This window comes from Phaeobacter sp. 11ANDIMAR09 (assembly GCF_001294455.1).
Classification (GTDB): Bacteria; Pseudomonadota; Alphaproteobacteria; order Rhodobacterales; family Rhodobacteraceae; genus Pseudophaeobacter.
The window spans coordinates 1-23,210 of record NZ_LIKT01000032.1 but is presented as its reverse complement, the minus strand read 5'-3'; the positions used below and the strand labels follow the sequence as shown (position 1 = coordinate 23,210).

Here is a 23,210-nt window from a genome sequence, read left to right as displayed (position 1 = left end):
CAGAGCTCACCCCCGCAGAGTGCCGCCCGTGGCTTTGGTAACCTTGGCAATGATTTTCTCGCTCACCGCCTCAATGTCCTTTTCTTTCAGTGTCTTGTCACTGGGTTGCAGGCGCACGGTCAGGGCCAGGCTCTTTTTGCCCTCGCCCAGCGACCCACCAATGAATTCGTCAAAGATGCGCACATCGGTGATCAGCGCCTTATCGGCACCAGAGGCCGCATTGACCAGGGTCAGCGCCTCGACCTCGGCATCGACCACAAAGGCAAAGTCACGCTCAACCGCCTGCAGATCGCTTTGTCCCAAAGCTGCCCGAGTGGCGCCGCTCTTGCGGGGCAATGGCACCTCATCCGGCCAGATGGTGAAGGCCACAACCGGTCCTTTGATGCCCATAGCGTTGATTACCTTGGGGTGCAGTTCCCCAAAGATACCCAGGACCTTTTTGGGGCCGAGGCAGATCTTGCCGTGACGACCCGGATGCCACCAATCCTGCGCACCGCGCAGGATCTGCACCTTGGCCGGGGCACCGATAGCAGCCAGGATGGCCTCGATGTCGGCCTTGGCGTCAAAGGTATCAACGCCGCGCGCCGCGCCATGCACATCTTTGGGGCCGGTGTTGCCGACCAAAATACCTGTGATCAGATTGTGCTGCTCGCCCGGCTCGCCACCGTGGAAAGCAGGACCAACCTCAAACAGCGCCAGATCCATGAAGCCACGCGCCTGGTTACGCGCTGCTGCCTGCAACAGGCCCGGCAGCAATGCTGGGCGCATATGCGACATCTCTGACGAGATCGGATTGGCCAGCATGGTGGCGTCATCGCCGCCGCCAAACAGAGCGGCCGATGCCTGATCGATGAAGGTATAGCTCACCACCTCATTGTAGCCGAGGCTGGCGGCGGTGCGCCGGGCCATCTGCTGGCGGCGCTGCTGTGGGGTCATCACGGCCTTGGGGATGCCATCTGTCATCCGCGGCAGCGGCTTGCCCTGCAATTTGGTCAGCGAGGCAATGCGCGCCACCTCTTCGACCAGATCCGCCTCGCCCTGCACGTCGGGGCGCCAGCTGGGCACATGGGCCATATTGCCTTCAAGGCGGAAACCCAGACGGGTCAGCGTCTGGCGCTGGTCACTTTCAGGGATATCCATCCCCACCAGTGACTGCACCCGTTCGGCATCGAGTTTATAGGCGCGGGAATGGTCCGGCACATCGCCTGCGATCACCACCTCTGAGGCCTCGCCACCGCAAAGCTCGAGGATCATCTGAGTTGCCAGATGCAAGCCCTGGATGGTGAATTCGGGGTCCACACCGCGTTCAAACCGATAGCGTGCATCCGAGTTGATTTTGAGCGCACGACCAGCCAGGGCGATCTGCACATGGTCCCAAAAGGCGCTCTCGAGGAAAACATCCACGGTCTCGTCAGTGCAGCCGGTTCCCTCGCCACCCATGATACCGGCAATGCTCTCGGCGCCGTTGTCATCCGAGATCACCATCTGCCCGGCAGAGAAGGTATATTCCTTCTCGTCCAGCGCCTTCAGCACTTCGCCACCGGCCGCCCGGTGCACCCGCAGATCACCAGAGACCTTGGCCGCGTCGAAGACGTGCAGCGGGCGGTTCTGATCATAGGTGAAGAAATTGGTAATATCCACCAGAGCTGAGATCGGGCGCAGCCCAATCGCGGTCAAACGGTCCTGCAGCCATTGCGGGCTGGGGCCATTCTTGACGCCTTTGATCAGACGGCCAGAGAACAGCGGGCAGCCATCCACTGTGTCCTCATCAATGGTGACCTTGATTGGGCAGGGGAAATCCCCGGCAATCGGCGCAAACTCTGGTGTCTTCAGAGTGCCAAGACCACGGGCCGCCAGATCGCGGGCAATGCCGTGAATACCCAGCGCGTCGGGGCGGTTCGGGGTGATGGCGATCTCGATCATCGGATCCACCTTGGCGGGCTGGTTCGCAGCAAGCCAGTCAACAAAGCGGTCGCCCACTTCGCCCGAAGCCAGCTCGATAATGCCGTCGTGTTCGTCCGACAGCTCCAGCTCGCGCTCAGAGGCCATCATGCCAAAGCTCTCAACACCGCGGATTTTGCCAACACCGATGGTGATGTCGAGGCCGGGGATATACATGCCCGGTTTGCAGACAACCACGGTGATGCCTTCCCGTGCGTTTGGTGCGCCACAGATGATCTGCATCTCGCCTTCATCGGTCACAACCTGACACACCCGCAGCTTATCCGCATCGGGGTGCTTTTCGGCGTGTTTGACATAGCCCAGGGTAAAATCCTTGAGCCGATCCGCCGGATTGCTGATCTCTTCGACCTCAAGGCCGAGGTCAGTCAGGGTTTCAGCGATCTCATCCACTGATGCGTCAGTGTCGAGGTGATCTTTCAGCCAGGAAAGAGTGAATTTCATCGGTCAAGGGTCCTATGGCAAGCCATGCGTATACAGGCATAGCCAATGACAAAGAATGACGCCCGGCGCAAGTCTTGCAGGCGCTACCCGGCAAGCATGGGGGAGACTTCGGTGCATATGTGTTGGAAAGGCCTGCCGAGATCGTTGCAGAGAGTTCAGGTGGGACTGTAGTACGTATTCCCAAGCCAAGGCGCGCGCCTGCCCGGGTGGGCGCAACGCGCCCGCCGTGGGGCGGGCAGGCGCGTGCCGAGCCGCAAGCGGCCCGGCCTAAAAAGAAACGCCAAGTTTCTCGGATGCTTCTTGTTTGAGATAGGCTAAGGCCAAGTCTTTCATCATTCCAAGTGTCATGCCGCCCACTTGAGCAGCCCCCTCTACGGTCCTATTCCAAATCGTGTCACTCCGAATTGCTTCTAGGTAGTCGTGACCAGAATTAGTCAAACGATACCCCGACTCGGAAATTTGGGTCACAAGTCCAGCATCTGCCAACAAAAGCACATGATGATTTCTGATGATTTCTTCCTGTGGCATCGACAGAAACTTTCTGAAATTCAATACTCCGCGCTCATCCCTTTCGAACTCAAAGAGCATACTACGCAGCAACTCATCATCTCTAGTCACAACAAAACCTCACGAAAACGGCACACCCATAGGATGTGCCATTACAATGTATTTTACAACACTTGAGAGTTCTAACGGCTCAGACCGCCATGCAGCGTTGGCACGTCCAGACATTGGAAACCGTAGTGGCGCAGCCAGCGCAGATCGCTGTCAAAGAAGGCGCGCAGGTCGGGGATGCCGTATTTCAGCATCGCCAGACGATCGATACCGATGCCAAAGGCAAAGCCTTGATAGATATCGGGGTCAATGCCACCAGCGGCGATCACTTTGGGGTGCACCATGCCGGAGCCGAGGATCTCCATCCAGTCGTCGCCTTCGCCGATCTTCAGCTGGCCATTGTCCCAGGAACAGCGGATGTCGACCTCAGCCGATGGCTCGGTGAAGGGAAAGTGCGAGGCGCGGAAGCGCAGCTCGACATCATCCACCTCAAAGAAGCTTTTGACAAACTCTTCCAGCACCCACTTGAGGTTCGCCATCGAGATGTTCTTGTCCAATGCCAGACCTTCGACCTGATGGAACATCGGCGTATGGGTCTGGTCATAATCTGCGCGGTACACACCACCGGGGCAGATGATACGCAGGGGCGCGCCCATTTTTTCCATCGAACGGATCTGCACGGGGCTGGTATGGGTGCGAAGCACATGCGGCGGGCGGTCGTCGCCTTCCGCACGGTGCATGTAGAACGTGTCCATCTCGGCGCGGGCCGGGTGATGGCCGGGGATGTTCAGCGCGTCAAAGTTATACCAGTCGGTGTCAATGCGTGGCCCTTCAGCGACGGAAAAGCCCAGCTCGGCAAAAATTGCGGTCAGCTCTTCCTGGGCCTGGCTGATCGGGTGCAGGCTGCCCTGACGCGAGGGGCGCGTTGGCAGGGTCACATCCAGCCATTCGGTGCGCAGACGCTCATCGAGGGCGGCATCGGCAAGGCCGGCCTTCTTGGCCGCGAGGGCCGAGTTGATCTCATCCTTCAGCGCGTTCAGCGCCGGGCCAGCCACCTGGCGCTCTTCGGGCGTCATCTTGCCCAGCTCGCGCATCTTCAGTGCGACTTCGCCTTTTTTACCCACTGCGGCAACCCGGATGGTCTCCAGCGCGTTTTCATCGGCGGCATCGGCAATCTGGCCGAGATATTTTGCTTTAAGATCGTCCATGACGGTCCCCTGAGTTTGAGCTTAGGCTCTGCTATCACAGCAGCGCGCGAAATCAAGGCCGGGCGGACCGAAAGCCGTGGCGATCCCGCCAAATTGCATTTCTGCCCCTGCCGCCACTTGCAAGCGATACGGTTCTGGCCCATTTTGCACCTGTCTTGGTATCAAAGGCTGTAGATCATGAGCCCTCAGATCACCCGAAAGCTGACCACCATTCTGGCAGCGGATGCAGAACGCTTCAGCAGTGCCATGGAAGCCGACGAAGTTGGCACCTTCTCGCACCTGCGGGCCTCGCGATCTATTTTTACAAAACTGATCGAGCGGCGTGGCGGGCGCATTGCAAATACAGCGGGCGACGGTTTGATTGCCGATTTCCCCTCCGTTGTGGAAGCGGTCCAATGCGCCATCGAAGTCCAACAGGAATTGGACGACAGCCAGAACGGGCTGAAATTCCGCATTGGCGTGCATCTGGGCGATGTCATCTGTGATGGCGAGGATTTGATTGGCGAAGGCGTCAATCTGGCCGCCCGCCTGCAAACCATGGCAGAACCCGGGGGCATCCTCGTCTCGCAGCAAGTGTTTGATCAGGTGCACAACAAACTCAGCATCGGCTTTGAATCCCTGGGAGAGCAGCGCCCCCATAATTTCCAGGACGAAGTCCCCGTCTACCGGATCTCGACCTCGGCCACGATGTCGACAGATCGCGCCAGACCGGCCCCCCAGGCCGCCGCGGCCTCACAACCAGGATCGCGCCCGCTGCAGCAGGCTGCCGCAACTCCGCAAGACACCATGCAAAAGCTGCGCAAATACGCGCTGCCAATTGTTGCGGGACTATTGGCGTTGAATCTGGCCTTTGGCGACGGTTTCTGGATCATCTGGCCACTGCTAGGGCTTGGTCTGGCCTTTGGGCTCGCCCGTGGACACCTGATTATTGGCCGCAAGACGCTGTGGTCCCTGCCCATTCAATTGTGGGTCATTGCCGGGACCTTACTGATGATCAACCTGGTGACCTGGGGCGGATACATGTGGTCGCTCTGGCCCATCGGCGCGCTGACGTTGATTGGGGTTCTCAAACAGCTCAGCTCAGAATCGGCGGAGTGAACAGCCCGACCTTTGTGCCTCACCTATGTACATATCATGGCTCACAGGCTCTCGCGCCCAGCGCCCCGTAGCAGCGAAATAATGCGCTGACATATCGCACGCAAAAGGCCGCCCCAAAAAGGGAGCGGCCTTTCAAATTTACAAAGCTCAAAAAGCTCTTAGGCGGCCAGTGCGGACTGGGCCTGGCGCACGATCGCACCAAAAGCTTCGGGCTCGTGCACGGCCAGATCGGCCAGAACTTTACGGTCAACTTCGATACCGGCCAGATTCAGGCCGTTGATGAAGCGGCTGTATGTCAGTGCTTCGTCGTGGCTGCGAACGGCGGCGTTGATACGCTGGATCCACAGAGCGCGGAAATTGCGCTTACGCTGCTTCCGGTCACGTGTTGCGTATTGATTTGCCTTGTCGACGGCCTGACGGGCGACTTTAAAGGTGCTCTTGCGGCGGCCATAATAACCTTTGGCTGCCTTGATGACCTTTTTGTGACGGGCGTGGGTTACGGTACCACCTTTAACGCGGGACATATCTCAAACTCCTCTTAGCGGTCGTAGGGCATGTAGCCCTTGACGATCTTGGCGTCGGGAGCGGAGAGCTCCGAGGTGCCGCGTGCGTTACGGATGAATTTTTTAGTGCGTTTGATCATGCCGTGCTGTTTGCCGGCCTGAGCAGCCATGACCTTACCGGTCGCGGTCACCTTAAAGCGCTTTTTAGCGCTCGATTTGGTCTTCATTTTGGGCATTTCCGTCTCCTTCAATGCGGGTTCGGTCGATGCGCGACTCGGCATGCCACTTCGGGCCGGCCACGCGAACAGGAGGGCCGTGTACGAAAGCTACCAAGAAAGGGCAAGTGTTTTATCAGACGAAACGCCCTAAAACCGAGAAAAAAACATCCGGGATCTGCTCCAGGCGATAGCCACCAGGGCGAGACATCACCGCATAGGCGATCAAGCTCACCCCAGCAAGCAACAACAGGCTTGAGACCCGCGGCGGGCGGGTCTCGCTCATGGCTGACAAAATGGAGGGCACAGAGAGAGCCCCCAGGACAATCCCCAAGATCAGTGCCAGATCAGTATCCATTTCGCCCCCACGCAACACATTCAATCAATATGTTGCAAGGCTACTCCGGGTCAGTGCTGTAAATCAAACGCTCATCACAGGGCGCAACCCTCAGGATATTGGTGGTGCCGGGCACATTGAAGGGCACACCAGCGGTCACCACGATCTGATCGGTCTCGCCGGCAAAGCCACCGGCCCGCGCGGCCCGCGCCGCGCCAACAACCGCCCCCTTAAAGCGGGATTGATCTAGCGTCAGCACGCAATAGCAGCCCCAACTCAGCGCCAGGCGGCGCGCGGTGCGCGCAAGCGGGGTCAGGGCAATGATCGGCACACCTGGACGCTCCCGCGCGGTCAAAAGCGCTGTGGTGCCGCTTTGGGTGAAACAGCAGATCGCCTTGATCTCGGTCTTTTCGGCAATCTCACGCGCGGCGGCGACGATAGCATCCGCGACCGTGTCGCCCTTGGCTGAGCGCGAGGCCGCAATGATCTGCGAATAGGTCGGATCGGCCTCAACCTCGGTGGCAACCCGGTCCATGGTCTGCACCGCCTCGATCGGGTAGCTGCCCGCAGCCGATTCAGCGCTCAGCATGATGGCATCGGTGCCCTCGTAGATGGCCGTGGCCACATCTGAAACCTCGGCGCGGGTGGGCATCGGGCTTTCGATCATGCTTTCCAGCATCTGAGTCGCCACGATCACTGGTTTGGCTGCGGCCCGACAGCGACGCACCAGACGTTTCTGGATCGGCGGCACCGCAGCCACCGGCAACTCGACCCCGAGATCGCCGCGCGCCACCATGATCCCATCCGAGGCATCCAAAATTTCGTCAAAACGCTCCACCGCCGAGGGCTTTTCGATCTTGGAGAGCACCGCGGCACGGCCATCGGCCAGCCCCTTGGCCTCGAAGACATCCTTGGCCCGCTGCACAAAAGACAGCGCAAGCCAGTCCACCCCAAGGTCGCAGGCAAATTCCAGATCCGCCCGGTCCTTTTCTGACAAGGCCGCCAGCGGCAGCTCCACATCCGGGACATTGACGCCTTTGCGGTTAGAGATGGTACCGCCGTTCACTACTTCGCAGTCGGCAAAATCCGCGCCACAGGCCGTGACCTTGAGGCGGATCTTACCATCATTGACCAGCAGGTGAGCGCCGGGCTCAAGCGCTGCAAAAATCTCGGGATGGGGCAGGCACACGCGGGCAAGATCACCTTCGGCCTCGTCGAGGTCCATCCGGAACGACGCCCCCTCAACCAGCTCTTCGGAGCCATTGGCAAAGACACCAACCCGCAGCTTTGGTCCCTGCAGATCCGCCAGGATCCCGATGGAGCGGTCCAAATCCGCCTCGACCTGACGAATGATCGCATGTTTTTCTGCGATCTCGCCCTGAGTGCCATGAGACATGTTCAGACGAAACACATCTGCGCCAGCCTCAAACAGTGCACGGATGGTATCATAGGTTTCTGATGCGGGCCCAAGGGTTGCGACAATCTTCACATTGCGCGAGCGTTTCATAAGGAGTCTCCTTCAGGGCATATCACGGTTCACTGTGTGAACTGGCAACAACAAGGAAATGTTAACGCAAACAGTTCTCATCGGCCTTATCGCCCAATTCCCATTCTGCTGCAACTACAGTAATGGTACTGCCAACAACAGGCGACAAATCGATGACATATACTCCGTTTTTTATCGAAGGCCCCGAGCGCCCTGCCCGCTGGCTTATCACCTGCGATCATGCCAGCAATATGGTCCCGCCCTTTGTAGGCAATGGGGATCTCGGACTGCCGTCCGCTGATATGCAGCGCCATATCGCCTATGACCCTGGCGCACTAGCAGTGTGCAAACTGTTGGGCCTGCGCCTTGATGCCCCTGTTGTGGCGTCAAATTTCTCCCGCCTGGTGATCGACCCCAATCGCGGCGAAGACGATCCGACCCTGGTGATGCAGCTCTATGATGGCACCATCATTCCCGCCAACCGCCAGGTCGATGCGACGGAGCGCGCGCTCCGCCTGGATCGCTGCTATCGCCCCTATCACGCGGCCCTGGCCAAACTCGCGGCTCGCCCGGATACTGTGATCGTCTCGGTTCACTCCTTTACGCCACAGCTGCGTGGCCGTGAGCCCCGCCCCTGGGAGATCGGCATCCTGCACCCGGACAATGAACGGTTCTCCCCGCATCTAATCGCAGCCCTCCAGGCCCCCGGAGACCTATGTGTCGGCATCAACGAGCCCTATACCGGCTACCTGCCGGGCGATGCTATCGACACCCATGGCACCAAGATGGGTCGCCCCAACACCCTAATCGAGCTGCGCAATGACCTGATCGCAGAGGCGGCCGGGCAAGAATACTGGGCAGACCGCTTGGCAGATGTTCTGCCGCAGGCTTTGGCAACGTCACATCTGTAGTCAAAGCGGATGTCACAAAGAGTGGAAAGATGGGTTGATTTCCGGCCCATGCCCCTTGTGGGCAGGCACCAGGGCAACCATTTATAGAGGTAAGATCTACTCTGAGAACTCGTGAAAGGAGATCATTGTGATACAGGACCTCACTGTTGAAACCCTGACTGCATTCTTTGGATGGATGACCGTGCTCCATATTGGATTTCTCGGCGTCACAACTCTGATCCTTCTGGGATTTCGCGAGCAGCTCGCCGCCCTGCATGGCGCCCTGCTCGGAATGGATGCGACAAGCGTGAAGAATGGATATTTCTCCTATCTCGCAACCTATAAGATTCTCATCTTTGTCACTGCTCTCATACCCTATCTGGCGCTCAAGCTCCTATAACCGCGGGGTCAAAGCCGCGCATTGTGCTGGTCGATCTGGATTGCTAAGACATCTCAGGACGCCAGCCAAATCAGGAGCAGAGCAATGGACAAGCAGATCGACCCACAGACTGAGATCGAACTCCAAGCCGCCGCCTTTCGTCGCCTGCAAAAGCACCTGATGGAAGACCGCACCGATGTGCAGAACATCGACATGATGAACCTGACCGGGTTCTGCCGCAACTGTCTCAGCCGCTGGTATCAAGAGGCCGCCAATGAACGCGGCATCGAGATGGACAAGATCGAAGCCCGTGAAATCTACTACGGCATGACCATGGACGAGTGGAAAGCCAACTACCAAACAGAGGCCAGCCCCGAAAAACAGGCCGAGTTTGAAGTCGCCTTTAAAGAGAATGTCACCGACAAGTCCTAAGGTCTGCGGTGGGCGGCCCCTCAGCGCGGCCACACACAGCCCCTGTGCAGACCGGCATCTGTCGTGGGGCTGCGGCAATGCCTAGGGTTAACGGCAATAGCCTTGACCCCGGAGTGTTACCTTGCCCCAGCCAAATCCCAACCGCATGCCGGCCTTTTTCATCTCTCACGGCGGCGGCCCCTGGCCCTGGATGGCCGATTGGCGCTTAGAATTTGCTCCACTCGAAGCCTCTCTGGCCAAGCTGCCTGCGCAGCTGCCGGCCCGACCAAAGGCCGTGTTGATGATCTCCGGCCATTGGGAAAGCAGCAGCTTTTCTGTAATGTCCGCCGCCAGGCCGCCGATGGTCTATGACTATCACGGTTTTCCGCATGACACCTATGAGATCACCTACCCCGCGCCCGGCGCGCCGAATATTGCCGCGCGCTGCGCGGAGCTGATCGCTCAGGCGGAACTTCCGACCAGACTGGATCCTGACATGGGGTTTGATCACGGCACCTTTGTCCCGATGGCCGTGATGTACCCGAAGGCCGATATCCCACTCTTGCAGATATCGCTGCGTCATGGCTACGATCCCGCAGAACATTTGCGAATGGGCCGCGCCCTGGCGCCATTGCGCGAGGAGGGCGTCGTGATCATCGGTTCCGGGCTCAGCTATCACAACCTGGCCCTGTTCGGACCTGCGGCAAAAGACCCATCAGAGCAATTCGACAGCTGGCTGCATCGCGCCCTTGCCTTGCCCAAAGAGGCGCGCAGCTCCGCCGTGCTCAACTGGGAACAGGCCCCAGCCGCCCGCATCTGCCACGCCAAAGAGGACCACCTTGCACCCATCTTTGCAGCTCTCGGCGCGGCCGAGAACGAACCCGCAACGCGGATCTATCACCAAAAGAACATCTTTGGCGGGGTGACCGCCTCTGGCTACCGCTTCGGCTGAACAGGTCACTGGCCAAACAGGAAAGGCCCGCATCAGCATAGACGCGGGCCCTTGAAACGCTTGCGTTCCTTGAAAGTCAGATCGCGGCCTTCATACTTTCGTCCAGGTAGATCTCGCGCAGGCGCTTGGCGATGGGGCCAGGGGTCCCGTCGCCCAGGGCAACACCATCGATCTCCACAACCGGCATCACAAAGGCGCTGGCCGAAGTGGTGAAAGCCTCATCCGCCTCTTTGGCCTCGTCGATGGTGAACAGGCGCTCTTCCACTTCCATCTGCGCCTCTTCCGCCATGCGCAGGACCGCCTTGCGGGTAATGCCGTGTAGGATGTCGTTGGACAGCGGCCGGGTCACGATCTTGCCGTTCTTGACAAAATAGGCGTTGTTCGAGGTGCCCTCGGTGACATAGCCATCCTCGATCAGCCAGGCATCATCGGCGCCGGCCTTCTTGGCCATCATCTTGCCCATGGATGGATATAGCAGCTGCACGGTCTTGATGTCGCGACGACCCCAACGGATATCCTCGATCGAGATGATCTTGGCGCCCTTCTTGGCGGCGGGGTTATCCGCCAGGCCAGGCTTGTTCTGGGTGAACAGCACGATGGTTGGCTTGGTGGTTTCCGGATCGGGGAAAACAAAATCGCGGTCGCCGTCAGAACCACGGGTGATCTGTAGATAGACCAGCCCTTCAACAATCTCATTGCGCTTCACCAGCTCGCGGTGGATCTCCAAGAGCTCCTCCTTGGAGCAGGCTGCAGGCATGTCCAGTTCGTTGAGCGACCGCTCCAGACGCACCGCGTGGCCGTCAAAGTCGATCAGCTTACCGTCCAGAACGGAGGTCACCTCATAGACGCCATCGGCCATCAGAAAGCCGCGGTCAAAGATCGAAACAGTTGCTTCGGTCTCAGGCAGGTATTCGCCATTTACATAAACGATACGGGTCATCGTGGTCTCCTCAACCCCAGAGTTCGGCCTTGGGCGGGTGCACCCCGGCGGCGTCAAATTTTAATGGTTCATCGCGGTCTTCGGCCAACAGAAGCGGCCCGTCAAGGTCTGTCACCAAAACACCCTGTGCCAGTAATGTCGCAGGGGCCATCGCCAGCGAGGATCCAACCATGCAGCCCACCATGACATCATAGCCCAGCGCCAGCGCCTCAGACCGCAGCTTCAGCGCCTCGGTCAAGCCGCCGGTCTTGTCCAGCTTGATGTTCACCACATCATATTTGCCTTTGAGCTTGGGCAGGCTGTCGCGATCATGGCAGCTTTCATCGGCGCAGACAGGCACCGGGCGCTCCATGCCGATCAAGGCCTCGTCTTCGCCCGCCGGCAGGGGCTGTTCGACCAGCTCCACCCCCAGACGCACCAGATGCGGCGCCAGTTCGGCATAAACCTCTGCTGACCAGCCCTCATTGGCGTCGATGATGATCTTGGCATCGGGCGCCCCTGCGCGCACGGCCTTGAGGCGCGGCATGTCATCAGGCGTGCCCAGTTTGATTTTCAACAACGGTCGATGGGCATTCTGCGCCGCCTGCTTTTGCATCTCCTCGGGGCTTGCCAAGGACAGGGTATAGGCGGTGATCTCGGCACCGGGCGCAGGCAGGCCCGCCAGTTCCCAGACGCGCTTGCCCGCCTGCTTGGCCTCCAGATCCCAAAGCGCACAGTCCACCGCGTTGCGCGCCGCCCCCGCAGGCAGCAGGCCTTGCAGCTCCTCACGGGTAAAATCGGCGGGCAGGCCCTCGATCTCGGCTGTCACGCTCTCCAGCGTCTCATTGTAGCGCGCATAGGGCACACATTCGCCCCAACCGGTCACCCCGTCCTTTTCAACCCGAACGGTCAGCACCTTGGCCTCGGTCCGCGATCCGCGCGAGATGGTAAAGACCTGCGCCAGTTTAAAGACATCCGGTGTAACGGTAACTTTCATCGTCCTGCCCCTTGTTCCTGCCCCTTGCAGATACAAAGAGCCATGGCTGAAGGCCAGCGCAACCCGGCCTTCTGCTGTATCATCTTTCTAAAAATATTCCCGCCGGAGGCTCCGGCCCTGACGACCAGGACCTCCGGTCAGAAGTCTGGATCAGTAGGCTTCCAGCGCATCCACCAGGCGGCCAGCCCCGTGACGGTAGGGGTCAACCGCAGGCAGGCCCATACGCGCCTCGGTCTCGGCGAGGTATTTCACCGCGTCCTCTTCCGACAGATGCTGGGTATTCACCGAGATGCCCACGATCTTGCAGGCCGGGTTTGCCCGCTGCGCCAGTGGCAGCGCCACGTCACGCAGCTCTTCCAGAGAGGGCACCGAGTATTCGGGCAGACCACGCATATGCGAACGCGTTGGCTCGTGACACAGAATCAGTGCATCAGCCTGACCGCCATGCACCAGCGCCATGGTGACGCCGGAGTAGGAGACGTGGAACAGCGAGCCCTGGCCCTCGATCAGATCCCAGTGATCTTCGTCGTTGTCAGGGGTCAGATATTCCACCGAACCCGCCATGAAATCAGCAATGACAGCGTCCAGCGGCACGCCGTGGCCGGTGATCAGGATGCCGGTCTGACCGGTGGCGCGGAAGGTCGACTTCATGCCGCGCTTTTGCATCTCTGCATCCATTGCCAGGGCAGTGTACATCTTGCCAACCGAGCAGTCGGTGCCAACCGCCAGGCAGCGCTTGCCGGTGCGGTTCACGCCATTGGCAATTGGATAGCCATCGGTGGGCACGCGCACATCATGCAGGGTGCCGCCATGGGTCTGGGCCGCAGCCACCAGATCACCTTCGTCGCGCAAAAGATTGTGCAGACCGGAGGCCAGGTCATAACCCATCTCCAGCGCCTGAATCAGAACTTCTTTCCAGGCGGCGGAAATCACGCCACCGCGGTTGGCCACGCCAATCACCAGGGTTTTGGCGCCAGCGGCCTTGGCTTCAGCCAGGGACATTTCTGTCAGGCCAAGATCGGCACCACAGCCCGGCAGGCTGATCTGGCCAACGGCGTGATCCGGACGCCAGTCCCGGATGCCAATGGCAACCTTGGCGGCCAGCATGTCGGGCGCATCGCCCAGGAACAACAGATATGGTGTCTCGATCATGATGCGTTTCCTTTTCTATCTTAACGCCGATATTCGGAGGAAATCACCGCAAGTTCATACTCTTTTCGCAGTATCCCCGCTCGGATGCGCAAGAATCTTCGAGTCTTCCAGCTCTATGCAGAAGATTTACCCGATAGGTCAGTATCTGCGTCACTTTCGTCCTCTTCCAACCAGGATTCGGCCTGCAACACCCCAGATTGTGAGGCCCCAAGCACCGCAATGGCCTGCAAACTACCGGTTTCCTCTGGGGCATCCTCCTGCCCACGTCGCAGAATTGCCACCGCAACAACCAGCAAACACAGGGCTGCCAGCACCCATAGGAAACCATTTCCGTCAGCAATGCTGACCGTATTTGGCCCCAATAGCGTGCCAATGAACTGGCCAAGGTTCAGCAGGAACAGCATGGTGCCACTGGCCGGGACAATCTGGCTCGGCTTCAGCTGGTCATTGGCATGGGCCGTGCAGACTGCATACATCGGCAGGCTAGCCCCTGCGAGCAGCCCAAAACCAATCACCAACGAGCTCTGCGACGGCGCAAGCAGCATCCAGACACAGGCCCCTGCTCCGACCAGACCCAGCCCCAGAAGCACCAGACGACGATCTGTCTTGTCACTGATCCAGCCCACTGGATATTGCACCAGAGCCCCGACCACCATTGCCACCACCAGAACCCCCGAAGCCTGCGCCGCACTCATTCCCAATGACAGAGCATAGAGCGGCAGAGTGATAAACCAGGCGGCCACGGCCATGGCGCTGACCAGATTGCCAACCACCGCCATGGGCGACACCCGATAGAGCTTAGCCACCGACATTCTGTCTGGCACCTCATAGTCTGGCGCTCTGTTCCCCGACAGCAGCAAAGGAACAATCGACAGGGATATCAGGATGGAAACCACTCCAAACAACAGGTTACCGCTGGGATCAGGCAGGGCCACCATGGCAGTGCCTATAGCAGGCCCCGCCATCCAGATCATGAAATAGATCGACAGGATCTGAGCCCGGTTGTGGTTCTCGGCCTTGGCCTGCAGCCAGCTTTCGGTGATCACATAGAGGCCGGGATAGCAGAACCCGGCCAGAAACCGCATCCCTGACCACGAAAAAGGGTCAGAGGTCAAAAGATGCAGGATCGCCGCGATAGAGACCAAGGAGGCCAGCGCCGAGAAGGCACGGATATGGCCGACTTTTTCCACCATGCGCGGCGCCACTGCGGTGCCGATCAAGGCCCCCAATGGATAGGCCGCCTGCATCAGCGAGATGGTGAACTCCGAAAACCCGAGGCTGGCGCCCCGGATTGTCAGCAAAGTAACCAGCAGCCCATTGGCCACCATCAACAGAATCATGCCCAGGAACAGGGCCCAGTTTTCAAAAAATGCGCGTTTCATGGCGCAGAGCTGACAGGATTGGCGCGCCCAGGCTTGCTTGTTTGCGGCAACAAATACGCCGCTGCATCGCAGCGTCGTATTTCTGCGGATGCACAATTCGCTTGCGAAGAGAAGCGCAACTTAATAACACTCCACATGAAACTGACGCAATTTCATTACTCTTTGGGAGACCCATCCGATGAGCTTTCGCCTTCAGCCCGCCGCCCCTGCCCGCCCCAACCGCTGCCAGCTCTTTGGCCCAGGCTCCAACACCAAACTTTTTGCCAAAATGGCCGCCTCGGCCGCCGATGTGATCAACCTGGATCTCGAAGATTCGGTTGCCCCCACCGATAAGGACGTCGCCCGTGCCAATGTCATCGAGGCTTTGAACACGGTGGACTGGGGCAACAAATATATGTCGGTGCGGATCAACAGTCTCGACACCCCCTATTGGTACCGCGATGTCGTCGATCTGCTGGAACAGGCCGGTGACCGCCTGGACCAGATCATGATCCCCAAGGTGGGCTGTGCCGAAGACGTTTATGCCGTAGACGCGCTGGTCACTGCGATTGAGCGCGCCAAGGGCCGGAGCAAGCCGGTGTCTTTTGAAGTCATCATCGAATCGGCCGCCGGCATCGCCCATGTGGAAGCCATCGCCGCCAGCAGCCCCCGCCTGCAGGCCATGTCGCTGGGCGCTGCGGATTTTGCCGCCTCCATGGGCATGCAGACCACCGGCATCGGTGGCACCCAAGAAAACTATTACATGCTGCGCGACGGCGAAAAGCACTGGTCCGATCCCTGGCACTGGGCCCAGACTGCCATTGTCGCCGCCTGCCGCACCCATGGCGTCCTGCCCGTGGACGGTCCCTTTGGCGATTTCTCCGATGATGAGGGCTATGTCGCCCAGGCCAAACGCTCGGCCACGCTGGGCATGGTTGGCAAATGGGCGATCCACCCCAAACAGATCGGCCTGGCCAATGAGGTCTTTACCCCCTCTGACGAGGCCGTCGCCGAGGCCCGTGATATCCTCGCCGCAATGGAGCAGGCCAAGGCCAATGGCGAAGGAGCTACCGTTTACAAAGGCCGCCTGGTCGATATTGCCTCGATCAAACAGGCCGAAGTCATTGTCGCCCAGTCCGAACTGATCGCGAAAGGCTGATCCAGCCATCCAAGGCTTTCAGACGAGCCTCTAGAGCGCTCCCTTCCGGGGCGCTCTTTCTATTTTGACGTCGTGAAAGGACCCCTTTACCCGGGCCATCCTGTTGATCCTCTCCGCCTTGCCCGGACCACATCCAGATCCCCGAAACCGTTCCAAATCTCCAGGAAAGCAATTAGGCTGATCCTGCGGACAGGCAAGACAATGGACGGTGGCAGATGGCAGATTTGACCCTTTTACATACGGCGCAGGTGCATGTGGATAGGTTTGCCACCCTCGTCCCCGGCGCCCAACTGCAGCAAATTGTCCGTCCGGATTGGCTGGCCCGCGCCCAAAACGGCATCGACGACACCCTGCGCCGCGACATCACCGAGACCATAGGCGCCCTACAAGGCCCGGTCCTGTGCAGCTGCACCACCATAGGCGAGGTCGCCGAAACCGCAGGTGCCACCCGCATCGATTGGCCCATGATGCAAGAAGCAGCCCGAATCGGCGGTCCGATCCTGATGACCTATTGCCTCAACAGCACCCTGGAACCCTCCTGTGCTCTCCTGCGGCGTGCCTTTCACGAAATTGGTCACCCCCCGGACCTTCACCCCTTCGATCTCGCCGCTCTGTGGCCCCTGTTTGAGGCGGGCGAAACCGCCGCCTTTGCCAAAGCCATCTCAACCGCCCTTCTCACGGAACTTTCAAAACGGCCCGATATTGCTGCCGTGGTGTTGGCGCAGGCCTCAATGGCCGGGGCGGCAGAGCTGCTGAAAGACAAAACCGACGTGCCGATCCTTTCTTCTCCACAAATCGCTCTGCGGACCCTGTTGCCCAAAGATCTGTGCCCGCCAGCTGCCAAGGGCACCTAGGCCAATTGCTCTGGCGCAGCCCAGTCTTCACCTTATCTATAAATCTTCAAAAACACCCTCTGCCGGGTCTAGCCACGCTGATCCTTGGGCGAGCCCATCACCACATAGGTGGTGATCGCAGTCACATAGGGCGAAGTGCCCAGAATATCCGTATGGAACCTTTTGTAGCTGGGTAGATCCGCACATTCGACCCGCAAGAGATATTCGATGGTGCCGGTGATATTGTGGCATTCCACCACCTCCGGGGCCTCCTGCATCGCCCGCTCAAAGGCCTGCTGCGCCTCTTTGGTGTGCTCGCCCAGGCCAACGCCAATATAGGTGACAAACCCCGCCCCCATGGCGTCCCGGTCCAGCACCGCCCGATAGCCGGTGATTACCCCTGCCTGCTCCAGATCCTGCACCCGCCGCAGACAGGCCGACGGGGACAGGCCAACCCGATCCGCGAGCTCCAGGTTGCTGATCCGCCCATCGCGCAGCAATTCCTGCAATATCTGTTGGTTTATTCTGTCATTTTTCGCCATTAGTTGCGATACCTACCCAAAGGCACACAAAAACGCAATTTCATTCGGGGAAAAACGCGTCATTTTAGCGCCATGACCTATGAACTTTTCCTCGCGCTGACGCTGTTTGCTTTTGTCTCCTCCATCACACCGGGGCCCAACAACCTGATGCTCATGGCCTCTGGCGCTAATTTTGGCTTTCGCCGCACCATTCCCCATATGCTGGGCGTGGCGCTAGGCTTTGTCTTTATGGTGATCCTTGTCGGAGCGGGCCTGGTGCAGGTCTTTGACGCCGTCCCGATCAGCTATAGCATTCTCAAGCTGGCCTCGGTGCTCTACCTGCTCTATCTGGCCTGGAAGATCGCAAATGCCGGTCCGGCCGAAGCCTCGGGCAACTCGGGCACGCCGATGACCTTTTTGCAGGCTGCGGCCTTTCAATGGGTCAATCCAAAGGCCTGGGCCATGGCGCTCACCGCGATCAGCGCCTATACGCCAAATCAAACGCTCTGGGCGATCTTCCTGGTGGCCACCGTCTTTGGCGCCGTCAATCTGCCCTCGGTTGGATCCTGGACCATTCTGGGGCAACAGATGGCACGCTTTCTGACCAATCCTCGCCGTCTCACCCGGTTCAACTGGCTGATGGCCGTGCTTCTGATTGCCTCGCTCTATCCGGTGATCTGGCCACAATAACTGCGGCCAGAACCTGACCCGCCTACTTCAATGGCAGGCAGATTTCGGTCAACAACTCGTCCGGCGCAACCTCCCGAGGGTTATTGAGATAGAGCTCATAGCAGGGGGCTTCAGCGGGCTCCTCCCCCGATGTTGGCAGCCAATTGCCATATAGGCTGTGATAGGCGGCGGAAATTCCCGCATAGGGTCCTTTGTAGGTAAGCACCGCAATCTGACCTCCTGCCAAACTGCGCTCCTCCATGCCCTCGGGAAGTTCCTCACCAAAGAATTCGGCCCCGGCAAAGCTGCGCAGCTGCGCCTCGGGAACCGCCTCCGGGTTGTCATAATAGATCGCCGCAGCCGGACCCATCTGCGGCCAAAGCCCGCGCGTTTGGCACAGCGCTCCAAAAGCTTCGAATTTCGTGCCGATTGTATGGTAGCTGCCAAGATGTGGCAGACCGATCAATCGCCGTGCAGGGTCACTTCGGGTGGTAACAGGGTACATCGGATAGTCTCCAATTTTGAGATCAGGGCGTGAGGGCAGGTGCTGACCAGCCTTGCGAAAAGCAACTGGGCTGGCCCCATAGGCCTCTGTGAATGCACGAGAAAAGGAACTCACATTGGGATAGCCCACCGACCAGGAGATCCGTTCAACGGGCTCCGGCGTCAGGACCAAAGCGCTGGCAGCACGGTGCAGGCGAATGCGACGTACGGCCTGGGCACAGGTTTCTCCGGTCACAGCATGAAACACGCGGTGCCAGTGAAACCGCGACATCGCCGCCACATCTGCCAATTGATCCAGCGACAGATCCCCAGCCGGGTTGTCGTGGATGTAGCTGAGGACACGCAGAATACGCTTTTCATAGGAGGCTGACATCACTGGGGTTCCTTCTCTCTTGCCCGACCGCATGTGCCACAGCCCAAGATCACAAATCTTGCTGAACTGGCGTGACAACCAGCCCATCCCGCCTCCCATGCAGCGCTGATCCCTCTCGTCAATCGGATTTCGTTGACCCAAGGCAAGGCACAGAGTTGCATCTGGGCGCACAGAAGGCCATATACGGCAAAACCGCGTGAGCGAGGCGATATGACTCAGTACCTGGAATTTGAAAAACCTCTGGCCGAAATCGAAGGCAAAGCAGAGGAGCTCCGTGCTCTGGCACGGGCCAACGAAGAGATGGACATAGCCGATGAGGCCACAGCGCTGGACGCCAAGGCCGATCAGCTGCTGAAGGATCTCTACAAAGAGCTGACCCCCTGGCGCAAATGCCAGGTGGCACGTCATCCGGAACGGCCCCATTGCCGCGACTACATCGATGCATTGTTTACCGAATACACCCCGCTGGCGGGGGACCGGAATTTTGCCGACGATCTCGCCGTGATGGGGGGCTTGGCCCGATTCAACGATCAGCCGGTGATGGTGATTGGCCATGAAAAGGGCTCCGACACCAAAGCCCGCATCCAGCACAACTTTGGCATGGCCCGCCCCGAAGGCTACCGCAAGGCCGTGCGCCTGATGGAGATGGCCGGACGCTTTGGTCTGCCGGTTGTGACCCTGGTCGATACCACCGGCGCCTATCCCGGCAAAGGGGCCGAAGAGCGCGGCCAGTCCGAGGCCATCGCCCGCTCGACCGAGATGAGCCTGAAGATCGGCGTGCCAGTCATTTCTGTGATCATCGGTGAGGGCGGCTCTGGCGGCGCGGTTGCCTTTGCCACCGCCAACCGCGTGGCGATGCTGGAACATGCGGTCTATTCGGTGATCTCCCCCGAAGGCTGTGCCTCGATCCTGTGGAAAGATGCAGAAAAGATGCGCGAAGCCGCCGAGGCCCTGCGTCTAACCGCGCAGAACCTGCGCGAGCTGGCGGTGATCGACCGGATCATCCCCGAACCGCTGGGCGGCGCGCATCGTGATGCCCAGGCCTCCATGGCCGCTGTGGGCACAGCCATTCAGGAGATGCTGGACGAGCTCAAGGACAAGAACGGTGCCGACCTGATCAAGGATCGACGCCAGAAGTTCCTCGATATCGGCTCCAAGGGCCTCGCCGCCTAAACCTAACCGCGCTGTATCAAAGGCCCGATCCTGGCAACAGGAACGGGCCTTTTTGTTTTCGCCAGCAGGTTTTGCCAAAGGAGCAAGGGTCACCTTTGCCTGACGACCCTTTCGACTTAGCCTTTTAGAATGACGGTTTCGATGGCTGGCAACTCAGCCCCGCGCCCGCCAAAGACACTTGGGCCGACCTCAACAAAACCGAATTTCTTATAGAACGGCACAGCATTCAAAGTTGCCTCGATTGTAACCGGCCCGACCCAATTGACGCGCGCGTCTGCTAAGGCGCGTTCAAACAGACCGACACCGACGCCTTTGCCGGTTTGGCTTGCTGCTACAAACAGGCGCACGACCTCTCCCGGCACCCCATGAGAAAACCCGATGGGCTCTCTCCCTTCTTCTGCAATCCAGATCTCTTGGTTTTGACAATCTGAAGTATAATCTGCGACAGTGCGCCCGGTCATCCAGGTTGCGACCACCTCTGCCGGGTAGGGGTTGGGAGCCAGGCCCGCAACAGAGGCAGAAACGAGTTCAAAGACAGCCTTGGCGTCCTCCACCTGTGACCGCCTATAACTGATTTCTGTAGACATTAGACCACCAGTAACCGCAAACCCTGGGTCACGTCCGATCTGACTGCCAGACGCAGGCCTGGCTCATCTCCGGCCTTTAGAGCCGCAATAATCAGACGGTGATTCTGCGGCGGATCGGTGCGCCGCAACCGCCCATAGAGGGCCCGCATTGTTGGGCCCAGTTGCAGCCAAACAGTTTCCGCCATGGCCAGCATCGCCGGGGCCTGGGCACGCAGATACAGGGTGCGGTGAAACTCCAGATTGGTGCGGATATAGCCCACTGCATCGCGCTTTGAGACCATCTCGGCGATGGTGACATTGATGCTTTGCAGCCTGTCGATGAGCGCCATATGCGCCCGTGGCAGTGCGCGGCTGGACAGCTCAACCTCAAGCAAAGCGCGCAGGGCGGCCAGCTCCTCGATCCGCTCATTGCTAAGCTCTGGCGTCGTCACCCGCCCTGACGAAGACAAGGACAAGGCCCCCTCGGCCACCAGGCGGCGCAGGGCCTCGCGTGCAGGGGTCATCGAGACCTCATATTCGCGGCCGATCCCGCGCAGGGTCAGCGCCTCGCCCGGAGCAATATCGCCATACATGATCCGTGCCCGCAGCGCCCGGTAGACCCGGTCATGCGCCGAACCGGTGGTGTCGGAGGGGTGTGAAGCGGTGCGTTTGGCTAAACTGGACATGCACTATGCTGTGATCACAAATGCCGCGCGGGTCAACCTCCGAAATTGCCCAGGGCATGCTTGCAGTCGTTTAGCCCAGATCAAAACGGTAGCGGTGCAGGCTGCCGCCTTCACTGCGCAGCCATTGGCGTGCGGCCGAACTATCACCATAGAGCTGCGCCACCACAGCCCAGAAATCAGCCGAGTGATTCATCTCAACCAGGTGCGCCACCTCATGTGCCGCCACATAGGACAGCACCTCTGTCGGGGCCAGGATCAGGCGCCAGGAATACATCAAAGTCCCTGCAGAGGAACAAGAACCCCAGCGTGAGCGGGTATCACGCAGGCTCAGCTTGGCATAGGAGCGCCCCACCTGGGCCGCGTAGTGATCTGATGCGGCAGCCAGCCGGTCCCGCGCCAATTCCTTTAGATAGCGCTCCAACGACCGCGCGGGACTGCCGCCCCCAACAACAATTGCATCAGCCTCCAGCCGCACCCCGCGCTTTGCGCCCGCAACAACCTGTCGCAACTGCCCTTCGACCGGCAGCTGCGTGTCGAGCCCCACCGCAACAACTTCAGGGTGGCGCGCCAGGTGCTCACGGATCCAGGCCTCTTTTTCTACGGCAAAGTCCAGGGCTTCACGGGCTGGCAGGCGGGAGGGAAGAGTCAGGGTCACCCGCCCATCCAGCGCAGAAATACGCAGGCTGATCCGCTTGGCCCGGGCTGAGCGGCGCAGGACCAAAGGAACCGGCGGGTTACCCGGCAGATGATATGCGCTCATGGCGGCGCCCCTTCATGGCAAAGGCTTTGACAGTGCTCATCTCATATGGCAAGGCAACTGAATCGTCGATACGACTCACCAGTAAATCAAGGGGACCCACATGCCCAATGAAGAATGGGGCGTAAAGCGCGTCTGCCCAACCACCGGCAAGCGGTTTTATGACCTGAACAAAAATCCGATCGTTAGCCCTTACACGGGCGAAGTTGTCGAGCTGAACACCGGCAAGAGCCGGATGATCGAAGCCGATGCCGCCGATGCCGCCAGCGCCAAGGCAAAAGAAAGCACCGCGGAAGACGGTGACGTTCTGGAAGATGACGAAGATGTTGATCTGGATCTGGGCGATGACGTTCTGGACGATGATGACGACACCGATACCGTGCCTCTCGAAGAGATCGCGGATGTCGCTTCGGAAAGCGACGACTCCTAAGACCGCAGCTTGTGGTTTTGGCTCTCCCAAGCAGCCCCTTGGCTGCCTGGGAGGTCTGCACGCGGCCCTGCACTAAGGGCCGCAAAACCCGCCACAAAAAAATCATGGAGATGGTGCATTTTCCTCTTGCGGCCCGCCCCATCGTCCCGTAAATCACCCTCACACCGCAAGACGGAGCGGCCTAGCGGCCACAAGGTTAAACGGTGCATTTGGGGCCTTAGCTCAGCTGGGAGAGCGCCTGCATGGCATGCAGGAGGTCAGCGGTTCGATCCCGCTAGGCTCCACCAAATCACTTTCTTGAGTAAGATGCTCTTATAACACTTGGAAGGGAAAGCTCAGATTTGGTGCTCGCCCCCTATTCCTTGAGTAAGAAAGCTGGTCGGAACAGCCGAGCCTAATTATCGCACCCCGCCAATTGAAGCTTCGTTTTTTTCCATATATCATAACGACTTGAGATGAAATTCATCGTAAGTTCGAACTTTTCATCGAAGTCATCTGCATTTTGCGTGTTTTGCCCCAACTTCTCACTCAACAAGAGTTCCTGAGTTTGGATTTCTTCAGTACGCACCTCATAAGCCTCAGCTATGGAGAGGTTCTCGGTTTCAACCAAGCGATCCAAAAAATCGTTCTTCTCAATCGCAAGTATCTGCAGTTGATTTGACCTGCCCCCCGA

26 protein-coding genes, 1 tRNA gene and 1 pseudogene are annotated in these 23,210 nt (G+C 59.2%); 11 read left to right on the top strand and 17 right to left on the bottom strand.

What is annotated here, in order from left to right; all coding sequences use genetic code 11:
• Positions 1 to 6: 6 nt before the first annotated feature.
• The 3 genes from pheT to pheS form a co-directional block, all read right to left on the bottom strand.
• Positions 7 to 2,403, bottom strand: a complete 2,397-nt coding sequence (gene pheT / locus AN476_RS19750) for a phenylalanine--tRNA ligase subunit beta (RefSeq protein WP_054463490.1) — start codon at positions 2,401 to 2,403, stop codon at positions 7 to 9.
• 267 nt (positions 2,404 to 2,670) lie between these two features.
• Positions 2,671 to 3,021 carry a DUF2513 domain-containing protein gene (locus AN476_RS19745; protein ID WP_054463489.1) on the bottom strand — a complete coding sequence of 117 codons (351 nt, stop codon included), beginning with the start codon at positions 3,019 to 3,021 and terminating at the stop codon, positions 2,671 to 2,673.
• Between the two features lie 71 nt (positions 3,022 to 3,092).
• Complete coding sequence (pheS, locus tag AN476_RS19740) at positions 3,093 to 4,166, bottom strand: phenylalanine--tRNA ligase subunit alpha (protein ID WP_054463488.1); 1,074 nt, start codon at positions 4,164 to 4,166, stop codon at positions 3,093 to 3,095.
• A gap of 177 nt (positions 4,167 to 4,343) precedes the next feature.
• On the opposite strand from pheS, the gene AN476_RS19735 reads away from it, so the two are divergent.
• A complete protein-coding gene (locus AN476_RS19735) occupies positions 4,344 to 5,264 on the top strand; it encodes an adenylate/guanylate cyclase domain-containing protein (RefSeq protein ID WP_054463487.1) in 921 nt (306 codons plus the stop codon).
• 158 nt (positions 5,265 to 5,422) lie between these two features.
• Here the strand turns inward: AN476_RS19735 and rplT are convergent, their stop codons facing one another.
• The 4 genes from rplT to pyk form a co-directional block, all read right to left on the bottom strand.
• Positions 5,423 to 5,788 (bottom strand): 50S ribosomal protein L20, encoded by a 366-nt coding sequence (rplT, locus tag AN476_RS19730; protein ID WP_009809911.1) that lies wholly within the window; start codon positions 5,786 to 5,788, stop codon positions 5,423 to 5,425.
• Between the two features lie 14 nt (positions 5,789 to 5,802).
• Positions 5,803 to 6,003, bottom strand: coding sequence for a 50S ribosomal protein L35 (gene rpmI, locus AN476_RS19725; RefSeq protein WP_008206279.1), 201 nt, complete (start codon positions 6,001 to 6,003; stop codon positions 5,803 to 5,805).
• A 115-nt stretch (positions 6,004 to 6,118) separates the two neighbouring features.
• Complete coding sequence (locus AN476_RS19720; protein ID WP_054463510.1) at positions 6,119 to 6,340, bottom strand: hypothetical protein; 222 nt, start codon at positions 6,338 to 6,340, stop codon at positions 6,119 to 6,121.
• A gap of 40 nt (positions 6,341 to 6,380) precedes the next feature.
• Positions 6,381 to 7,826, bottom strand: a complete 1,446-nt coding sequence (pyk, locus tag AN476_RS19715) for a pyruvate kinase (RefSeq protein WP_054463486.1) — start codon at positions 7,824 to 7,826, stop codon at positions 6,381 to 6,383.
• Positions 7,827 to 7,978: 152 nt separating this feature from the next.
• Here pyk and AN476_RS19710 point away from each other — a divergent pair, with 152 nt between their 5' ends.
• The 4 genes from AN476_RS19710 (at position 7,979) to AN476_RS19695 (ending at position 10,437) form a co-directional block, all read left to right on the top strand.
• Positions 7,979 to 8,716: an N-formylglutamate amidohydrolase gene (locus tag AN476_RS19710; protein ID WP_054463485.1), complete on the top strand. Its 738-nt coding sequence runs from the start codon at positions 7,979 to 7,981 to the stop codon at positions 8,714 to 8,716.
• 127 nt (positions 8,717 to 8,843) lie between these two features.
• Positions 8,844 to 9,095: a DUF6868 family protein gene (locus tag AN476_RS19705; protein ID WP_253279943.1), complete on the top strand. Its 252-nt coding sequence runs from the start codon at positions 8,844 to 8,846 to the stop codon at positions 9,093 to 9,095.
• Positions 9,096 to 9,191: 96 nt separating this feature from the next.
• A complete protein-coding gene (locus AN476_RS19700; protein ID WP_054463508.1) occupies positions 9,192 to 9,506 on the top strand; it encodes a DUF1244 domain-containing protein in 315 nt (104 codons plus the stop codon).
• A 121-nt stretch (positions 9,507 to 9,627) separates the two neighbouring features.
• Entirely contained in the window at positions 9,628 to 10,437 is an 810-nt protein-coding gene (locus AN476_RS19695) for a dioxygenase (protein ID WP_253279942.1), read from the top strand.
• A gap of 76 nt (positions 10,438 to 10,513) precedes the next feature.
• Here AN476_RS19695 and AN476_RS19690 read toward each other — a convergent pair whose 3' ends face one another.
• The 4 genes from AN476_RS19690 to AN476_RS19675 all read right to left on the bottom strand — a co-directional run bounded on the left by AN476_RS19690 (position 10,514) and on the right by AN476_RS19675 (position 14,887).
• Positions 10,514 to 11,377, bottom strand: a complete 864-nt coding sequence (locus AN476_RS19690; protein ID WP_054463483.1) for a D-amino-acid transaminase — start codon at positions 11,375 to 11,377, stop codon at positions 10,514 to 10,516.
• 10 nt (positions 11,378 to 11,387) lie between these two features.
• Positions 11,388 to 12,353: an N-acetyl-D-Glu racemase DgcA gene (dgcA, locus tag AN476_RS19685; RefSeq protein WP_054463482.1), complete on the bottom strand. Its 966-nt coding sequence runs from the start codon at positions 12,351 to 12,353 to the stop codon at positions 11,388 to 11,390.
• Positions 12,354 to 12,503: 150 nt separating this feature from the next.
• The gene (gene dgcN, locus AN476_RS19680; protein WP_054463481.1) at positions 12,504 to 13,505 is read right to left on the bottom strand and encodes an N-acetyltransferase DgcN; all 1,002 of its coding nucleotides are present in this window, start codon (positions 13,503 to 13,505) and stop codon (positions 12,504 to 12,506) included.
• A 113-nt stretch (positions 13,506 to 13,618) separates the two neighbouring features.
• Positions 13,619 to 14,887, bottom strand: a complete 1,269-nt coding sequence (locus tag AN476_RS19675; protein WP_054463480.1) for an MFS transporter — start codon at positions 14,885 to 14,887, stop codon at positions 13,619 to 13,621.
• A gap of 178 nt (positions 14,888 to 15,065) precedes the next feature.
• On the opposite strand from AN476_RS19675, the gene AN476_RS19670 reads away from it, so the two are divergent.
• Positions 15,066 to 16,025 (top strand): L-malyl-CoA/beta-methylmalyl-CoA lyase, encoded by a 960-nt coding sequence (locus AN476_RS19670; protein WP_054463479.1) that lies wholly within the window; start codon positions 15,066 to 15,068, stop codon positions 16,023 to 16,025.
• Positions 16,026 to 16,240: 215 nt separating this feature from the next.
• Positions 16,241 to 16,879 carry a hypothetical protein gene (locus AN476_RS19665; protein WP_054463478.1) on the top strand — a complete coding sequence of 213 codons (639 nt, stop codon included), beginning with the start codon at positions 16,241 to 16,243 and terminating at the stop codon, positions 16,877 to 16,879.
• 68 nt (positions 16,880 to 16,947) lie between these two features.
• On the opposite strand, the gene AN476_RS19660 is transcribed toward AN476_RS19665, so the two are convergent.
• On the bottom strand, positions 16,948 to 17,400 hold the full coding sequence (locus AN476_RS19660; RefSeq protein ID WP_054463477.1) for an Lrp/AsnC family transcriptional regulator: 453 nt from the start codon (positions 17,398 to 17,400) through the stop codon (positions 16,948 to 16,950).
• Positions 17,401 to 17,472: 72 nt separating this feature from the next.
• Here AN476_RS19660 and AN476_RS19655 point away from each other — a divergent pair, with 72 nt between their 5' ends.
• The gene (locus AN476_RS19655; protein WP_054463476.1) at positions 17,473 to 18,069 is read left to right on the top strand and encodes a LysE family translocator; all 597 of its coding nucleotides are present in this window, start codon (positions 17,473 to 17,475) and stop codon (positions 18,067 to 18,069) included.
• 22 nt (positions 18,070 to 18,091) lie between these two features.
• On the opposite strand, the gene AN476_RS19650 is transcribed toward AN476_RS19655, so the two are convergent.
• A complete protein-coding gene (locus tag AN476_RS19650) occupies positions 18,092 to 18,925 on the bottom strand; it encodes a GyrI-like domain-containing protein (protein WP_054463507.1) in 834 nt (277 codons plus the stop codon).
• Between the two features lie 210 nt (positions 18,926 to 19,135).
• On the opposite strand from AN476_RS19650, the gene AN476_RS19645 reads away from it, so the two are divergent.
• Positions 19,136 to 20,098, top strand: a complete 963-nt coding sequence (locus AN476_RS19645) for an acetyl-CoA carboxylase carboxyltransferase subunit alpha (RefSeq protein WP_054463475.1) — start codon at positions 19,136 to 19,138, stop codon at positions 20,096 to 20,098.
• Between the two features lie 116 nt (positions 20,099 to 20,214).
• On the opposite strand, the gene AN476_RS19640 is transcribed toward AN476_RS19645, so the two are convergent.
• The 3 genes from AN476_RS19640 to AN476_RS19630 form a co-directional block, all read right to left on the bottom strand.
• On the bottom strand, positions 20,215 to 20,685 hold the full coding sequence (locus tag AN476_RS19640) for a GNAT family N-acetyltransferase (RefSeq protein WP_083464414.1): 471 nt from the start codon (positions 20,683 to 20,685) through the stop codon (positions 20,215 to 20,217).
• The gene (locus tag AN476_RS19635) at positions 20,685 to 21,350 is read right to left on the bottom strand and encodes a GntR family transcriptional regulator (protein WP_054463473.1); all 666 of its coding nucleotides are present in this window, start codon (positions 21,348 to 21,350) and stop codon (positions 20,685 to 20,687) included. The genes AN476_RS19640 and AN476_RS19635 overlap by 1 nt, the downstream gene beginning before the upstream one ends.
• Before the next feature lie 70 nt (positions 21,351 to 21,420).
• Complete coding sequence (locus tag AN476_RS19630; protein WP_054463472.1) at positions 21,421 to 22,110, bottom strand: M48 family metallopeptidase; 690 nt, start codon at positions 22,108 to 22,110, stop codon at positions 21,421 to 21,423.
• A gap of 100 nt (positions 22,111 to 22,210) precedes the next feature.
• On the opposite strand from AN476_RS19630, the gene AN476_RS19625 reads away from it, so the two are divergent.
• Together AN476_RS19625 and AN476_RS19620 are read left to right on the top strand one after the other, a co-directional pair.
• On the top strand, positions 22,211 to 22,537 hold the full coding sequence (locus AN476_RS19625; protein ID WP_054463471.1) for a TIGR02300 family protein: 327 nt from the start codon (positions 22,211 to 22,213) through the stop codon (positions 22,535 to 22,537).
• Positions 22,538 to 22,748: 211 nt separating this feature from the next.
• A tRNA-Ala gene (locus AN476_RS19620) sits at positions 22,749 to 22,824 on the top strand.
• 107 nt (positions 22,825 to 22,931) lie between these two features.
• Here the strand turns inward: AN476_RS19620 and AN476_RS23130 are convergent.
• A pseudogene (locus tag AN476_RS23130) lies at positions 22,932 to 23,210 on the bottom strand (hypothetical protein); the annotation flags it as partial.

What these genes read in the sequence shown, in the direction of transcription:
- AN476_RS19690 (WP_054463483.1), bottom strand. Translation starts at nt 11,377, where the DNA reads ATGACCCGTATCGTTTATGTAAATGGCGAATACCTGCCTGAGACCGAA.
- AN476_RS19625 (WP_054463471.1), top strand. Translation starts at nt 22,211, where the DNA reads ATGCCCAATGAAGAATGGGGCGTAAAGCGCGTCTGCCCAACCACCGGC.
- AN476_RS19645 (WP_054463475.1), top strand. Translation starts at nt 19,136, where the DNA reads ATGACTCAGTACCTGGAATTTGAAAAACCTCTGGCCGAAATCGAAGGC.
- pyk (WP_054463486.1), bottom strand. Translation starts at nt 7,826, where the DNA reads ATGAAACGCTCGCGCAATGTGAAGATTGTCGCAACCCTTGGGCCCGCA.
- AN476_RS19710 (WP_054463485.1), top strand. Translation starts at nt 7,979, where the DNA reads ATGACATATACTCCGTTTTTTATCGAAGGCCCCGAGCGCCCTGCCCGC.
- AN476_RS19670 (WP_054463479.1), top strand. Translation starts at nt 15,066, where the DNA reads ATGAGCTTTCGCCTTCAGCCCGCCGCCCCTGCCCGCCCCAACCGCTGC.
- AN476_RS19655 (WP_054463476.1), top strand. Translation starts at nt 17,473, where the DNA reads ATGACCTATGAACTTTTCCTCGCGCTGACGCTGTTTGCTTTTGTCTCC.
- rplT (WP_009809911.1), bottom strand. Translation starts at nt 5,788, where the DNA reads ATGTCCCGCGTTAAAGGTGGTACCGTAACCCACGCCCGTCACAAAAAG.
- rpmI (WP_008206279.1), bottom strand. Translation starts at nt 6,003, where the DNA reads ATGCCCAAAATGAAGACCAAATCGAGCGCTAAAAAGCGCTTTAAGGTG.
- dgcA (WP_054463482.1), bottom strand. Translation starts at nt 12,353, where the DNA reads ATGAAAGTTACCGTTACACCGGATGTCTTTAAACTGGCGCAGGTCTTT.
- AN476_RS19720 (WP_054463510.1), bottom strand. Translation starts at nt 6,340, where the DNA reads ATGGATACTGATCTGGCACTGATCTTGGGGATTGTCCTGGGGGCTCTC.
- dgcN (WP_054463481.1), bottom strand. Translation starts at nt 13,505, where the DNA reads ATGATCGAGACACCATATCTGTTGTTCCTGGGCGATGCGCCCGACATG.
- AN476_RS19660 (WP_054463477.1), bottom strand. Translation starts at nt 17,400, where the DNA reads ATGGCGAAAAATGACAGAATAAACCAACAGATATTGCAGGAATTGCTG.
- AN476_RS19640 (WP_083464414.1), bottom strand. Translation starts at nt 20,685, where the DNA reads ATGTCTACAGAAATCAGTTATAGGCGGTCACAGGTGGAGGACGCCAAG.
- AN476_RS19735 (WP_054463487.1), top strand. Translation starts at nt 4,344, where the DNA reads ATGAGCCCTCAGATCACCCGAAAGCTGACCACCATTCTGGCAGCGGAT.
- AN476_RS19635 (WP_054463473.1), bottom strand. Translation starts at nt 21,350, where the DNA reads ATGTCCAGTTTAGCCAAACGCACCGCTTCACACCCCTCCGACACCACC.
- AN476_RS19675 (WP_054463480.1), bottom strand. Translation starts at nt 14,887, where the DNA reads ATGAAACGCGCATTTTTTGAAAACTGGGCCCTGTTCCTGGGCATGATT.
- AN476_RS19650 (WP_054463507.1), bottom strand. Translation starts at nt 18,925, where the DNA reads ATGTCAGCCTCCTATGAAAAGCGTATTCTGCGTGTCCTCAGCTACATC.
- AN476_RS19665 (WP_054463478.1), top strand. Translation starts at nt 16,241, where the DNA reads ATGGCAGATTTGACCCTTTTACATACGGCGCAGGTGCATGTGGATAGG.
- pheS (WP_054463488.1), bottom strand. Translation starts at nt 4,166, where the DNA reads ATGGACGATCTTAAAGCAAAATATCTCGGCCAGATTGCCGATGCCGCC.
- AN476_RS19630 (WP_054463472.1), bottom strand. Translation starts at nt 22,110, where the DNA reads ATGAGCGCATATCATCTGCCGGGTAACCCGCCGGTTCCTTTGGTCCTG.
- pheT (WP_054463490.1), bottom strand. Translation starts at nt 2,403, where the DNA reads ATGAAATTCACTCTTTCCTGGCTGAAAGATCACCTCGACACTGACGCA.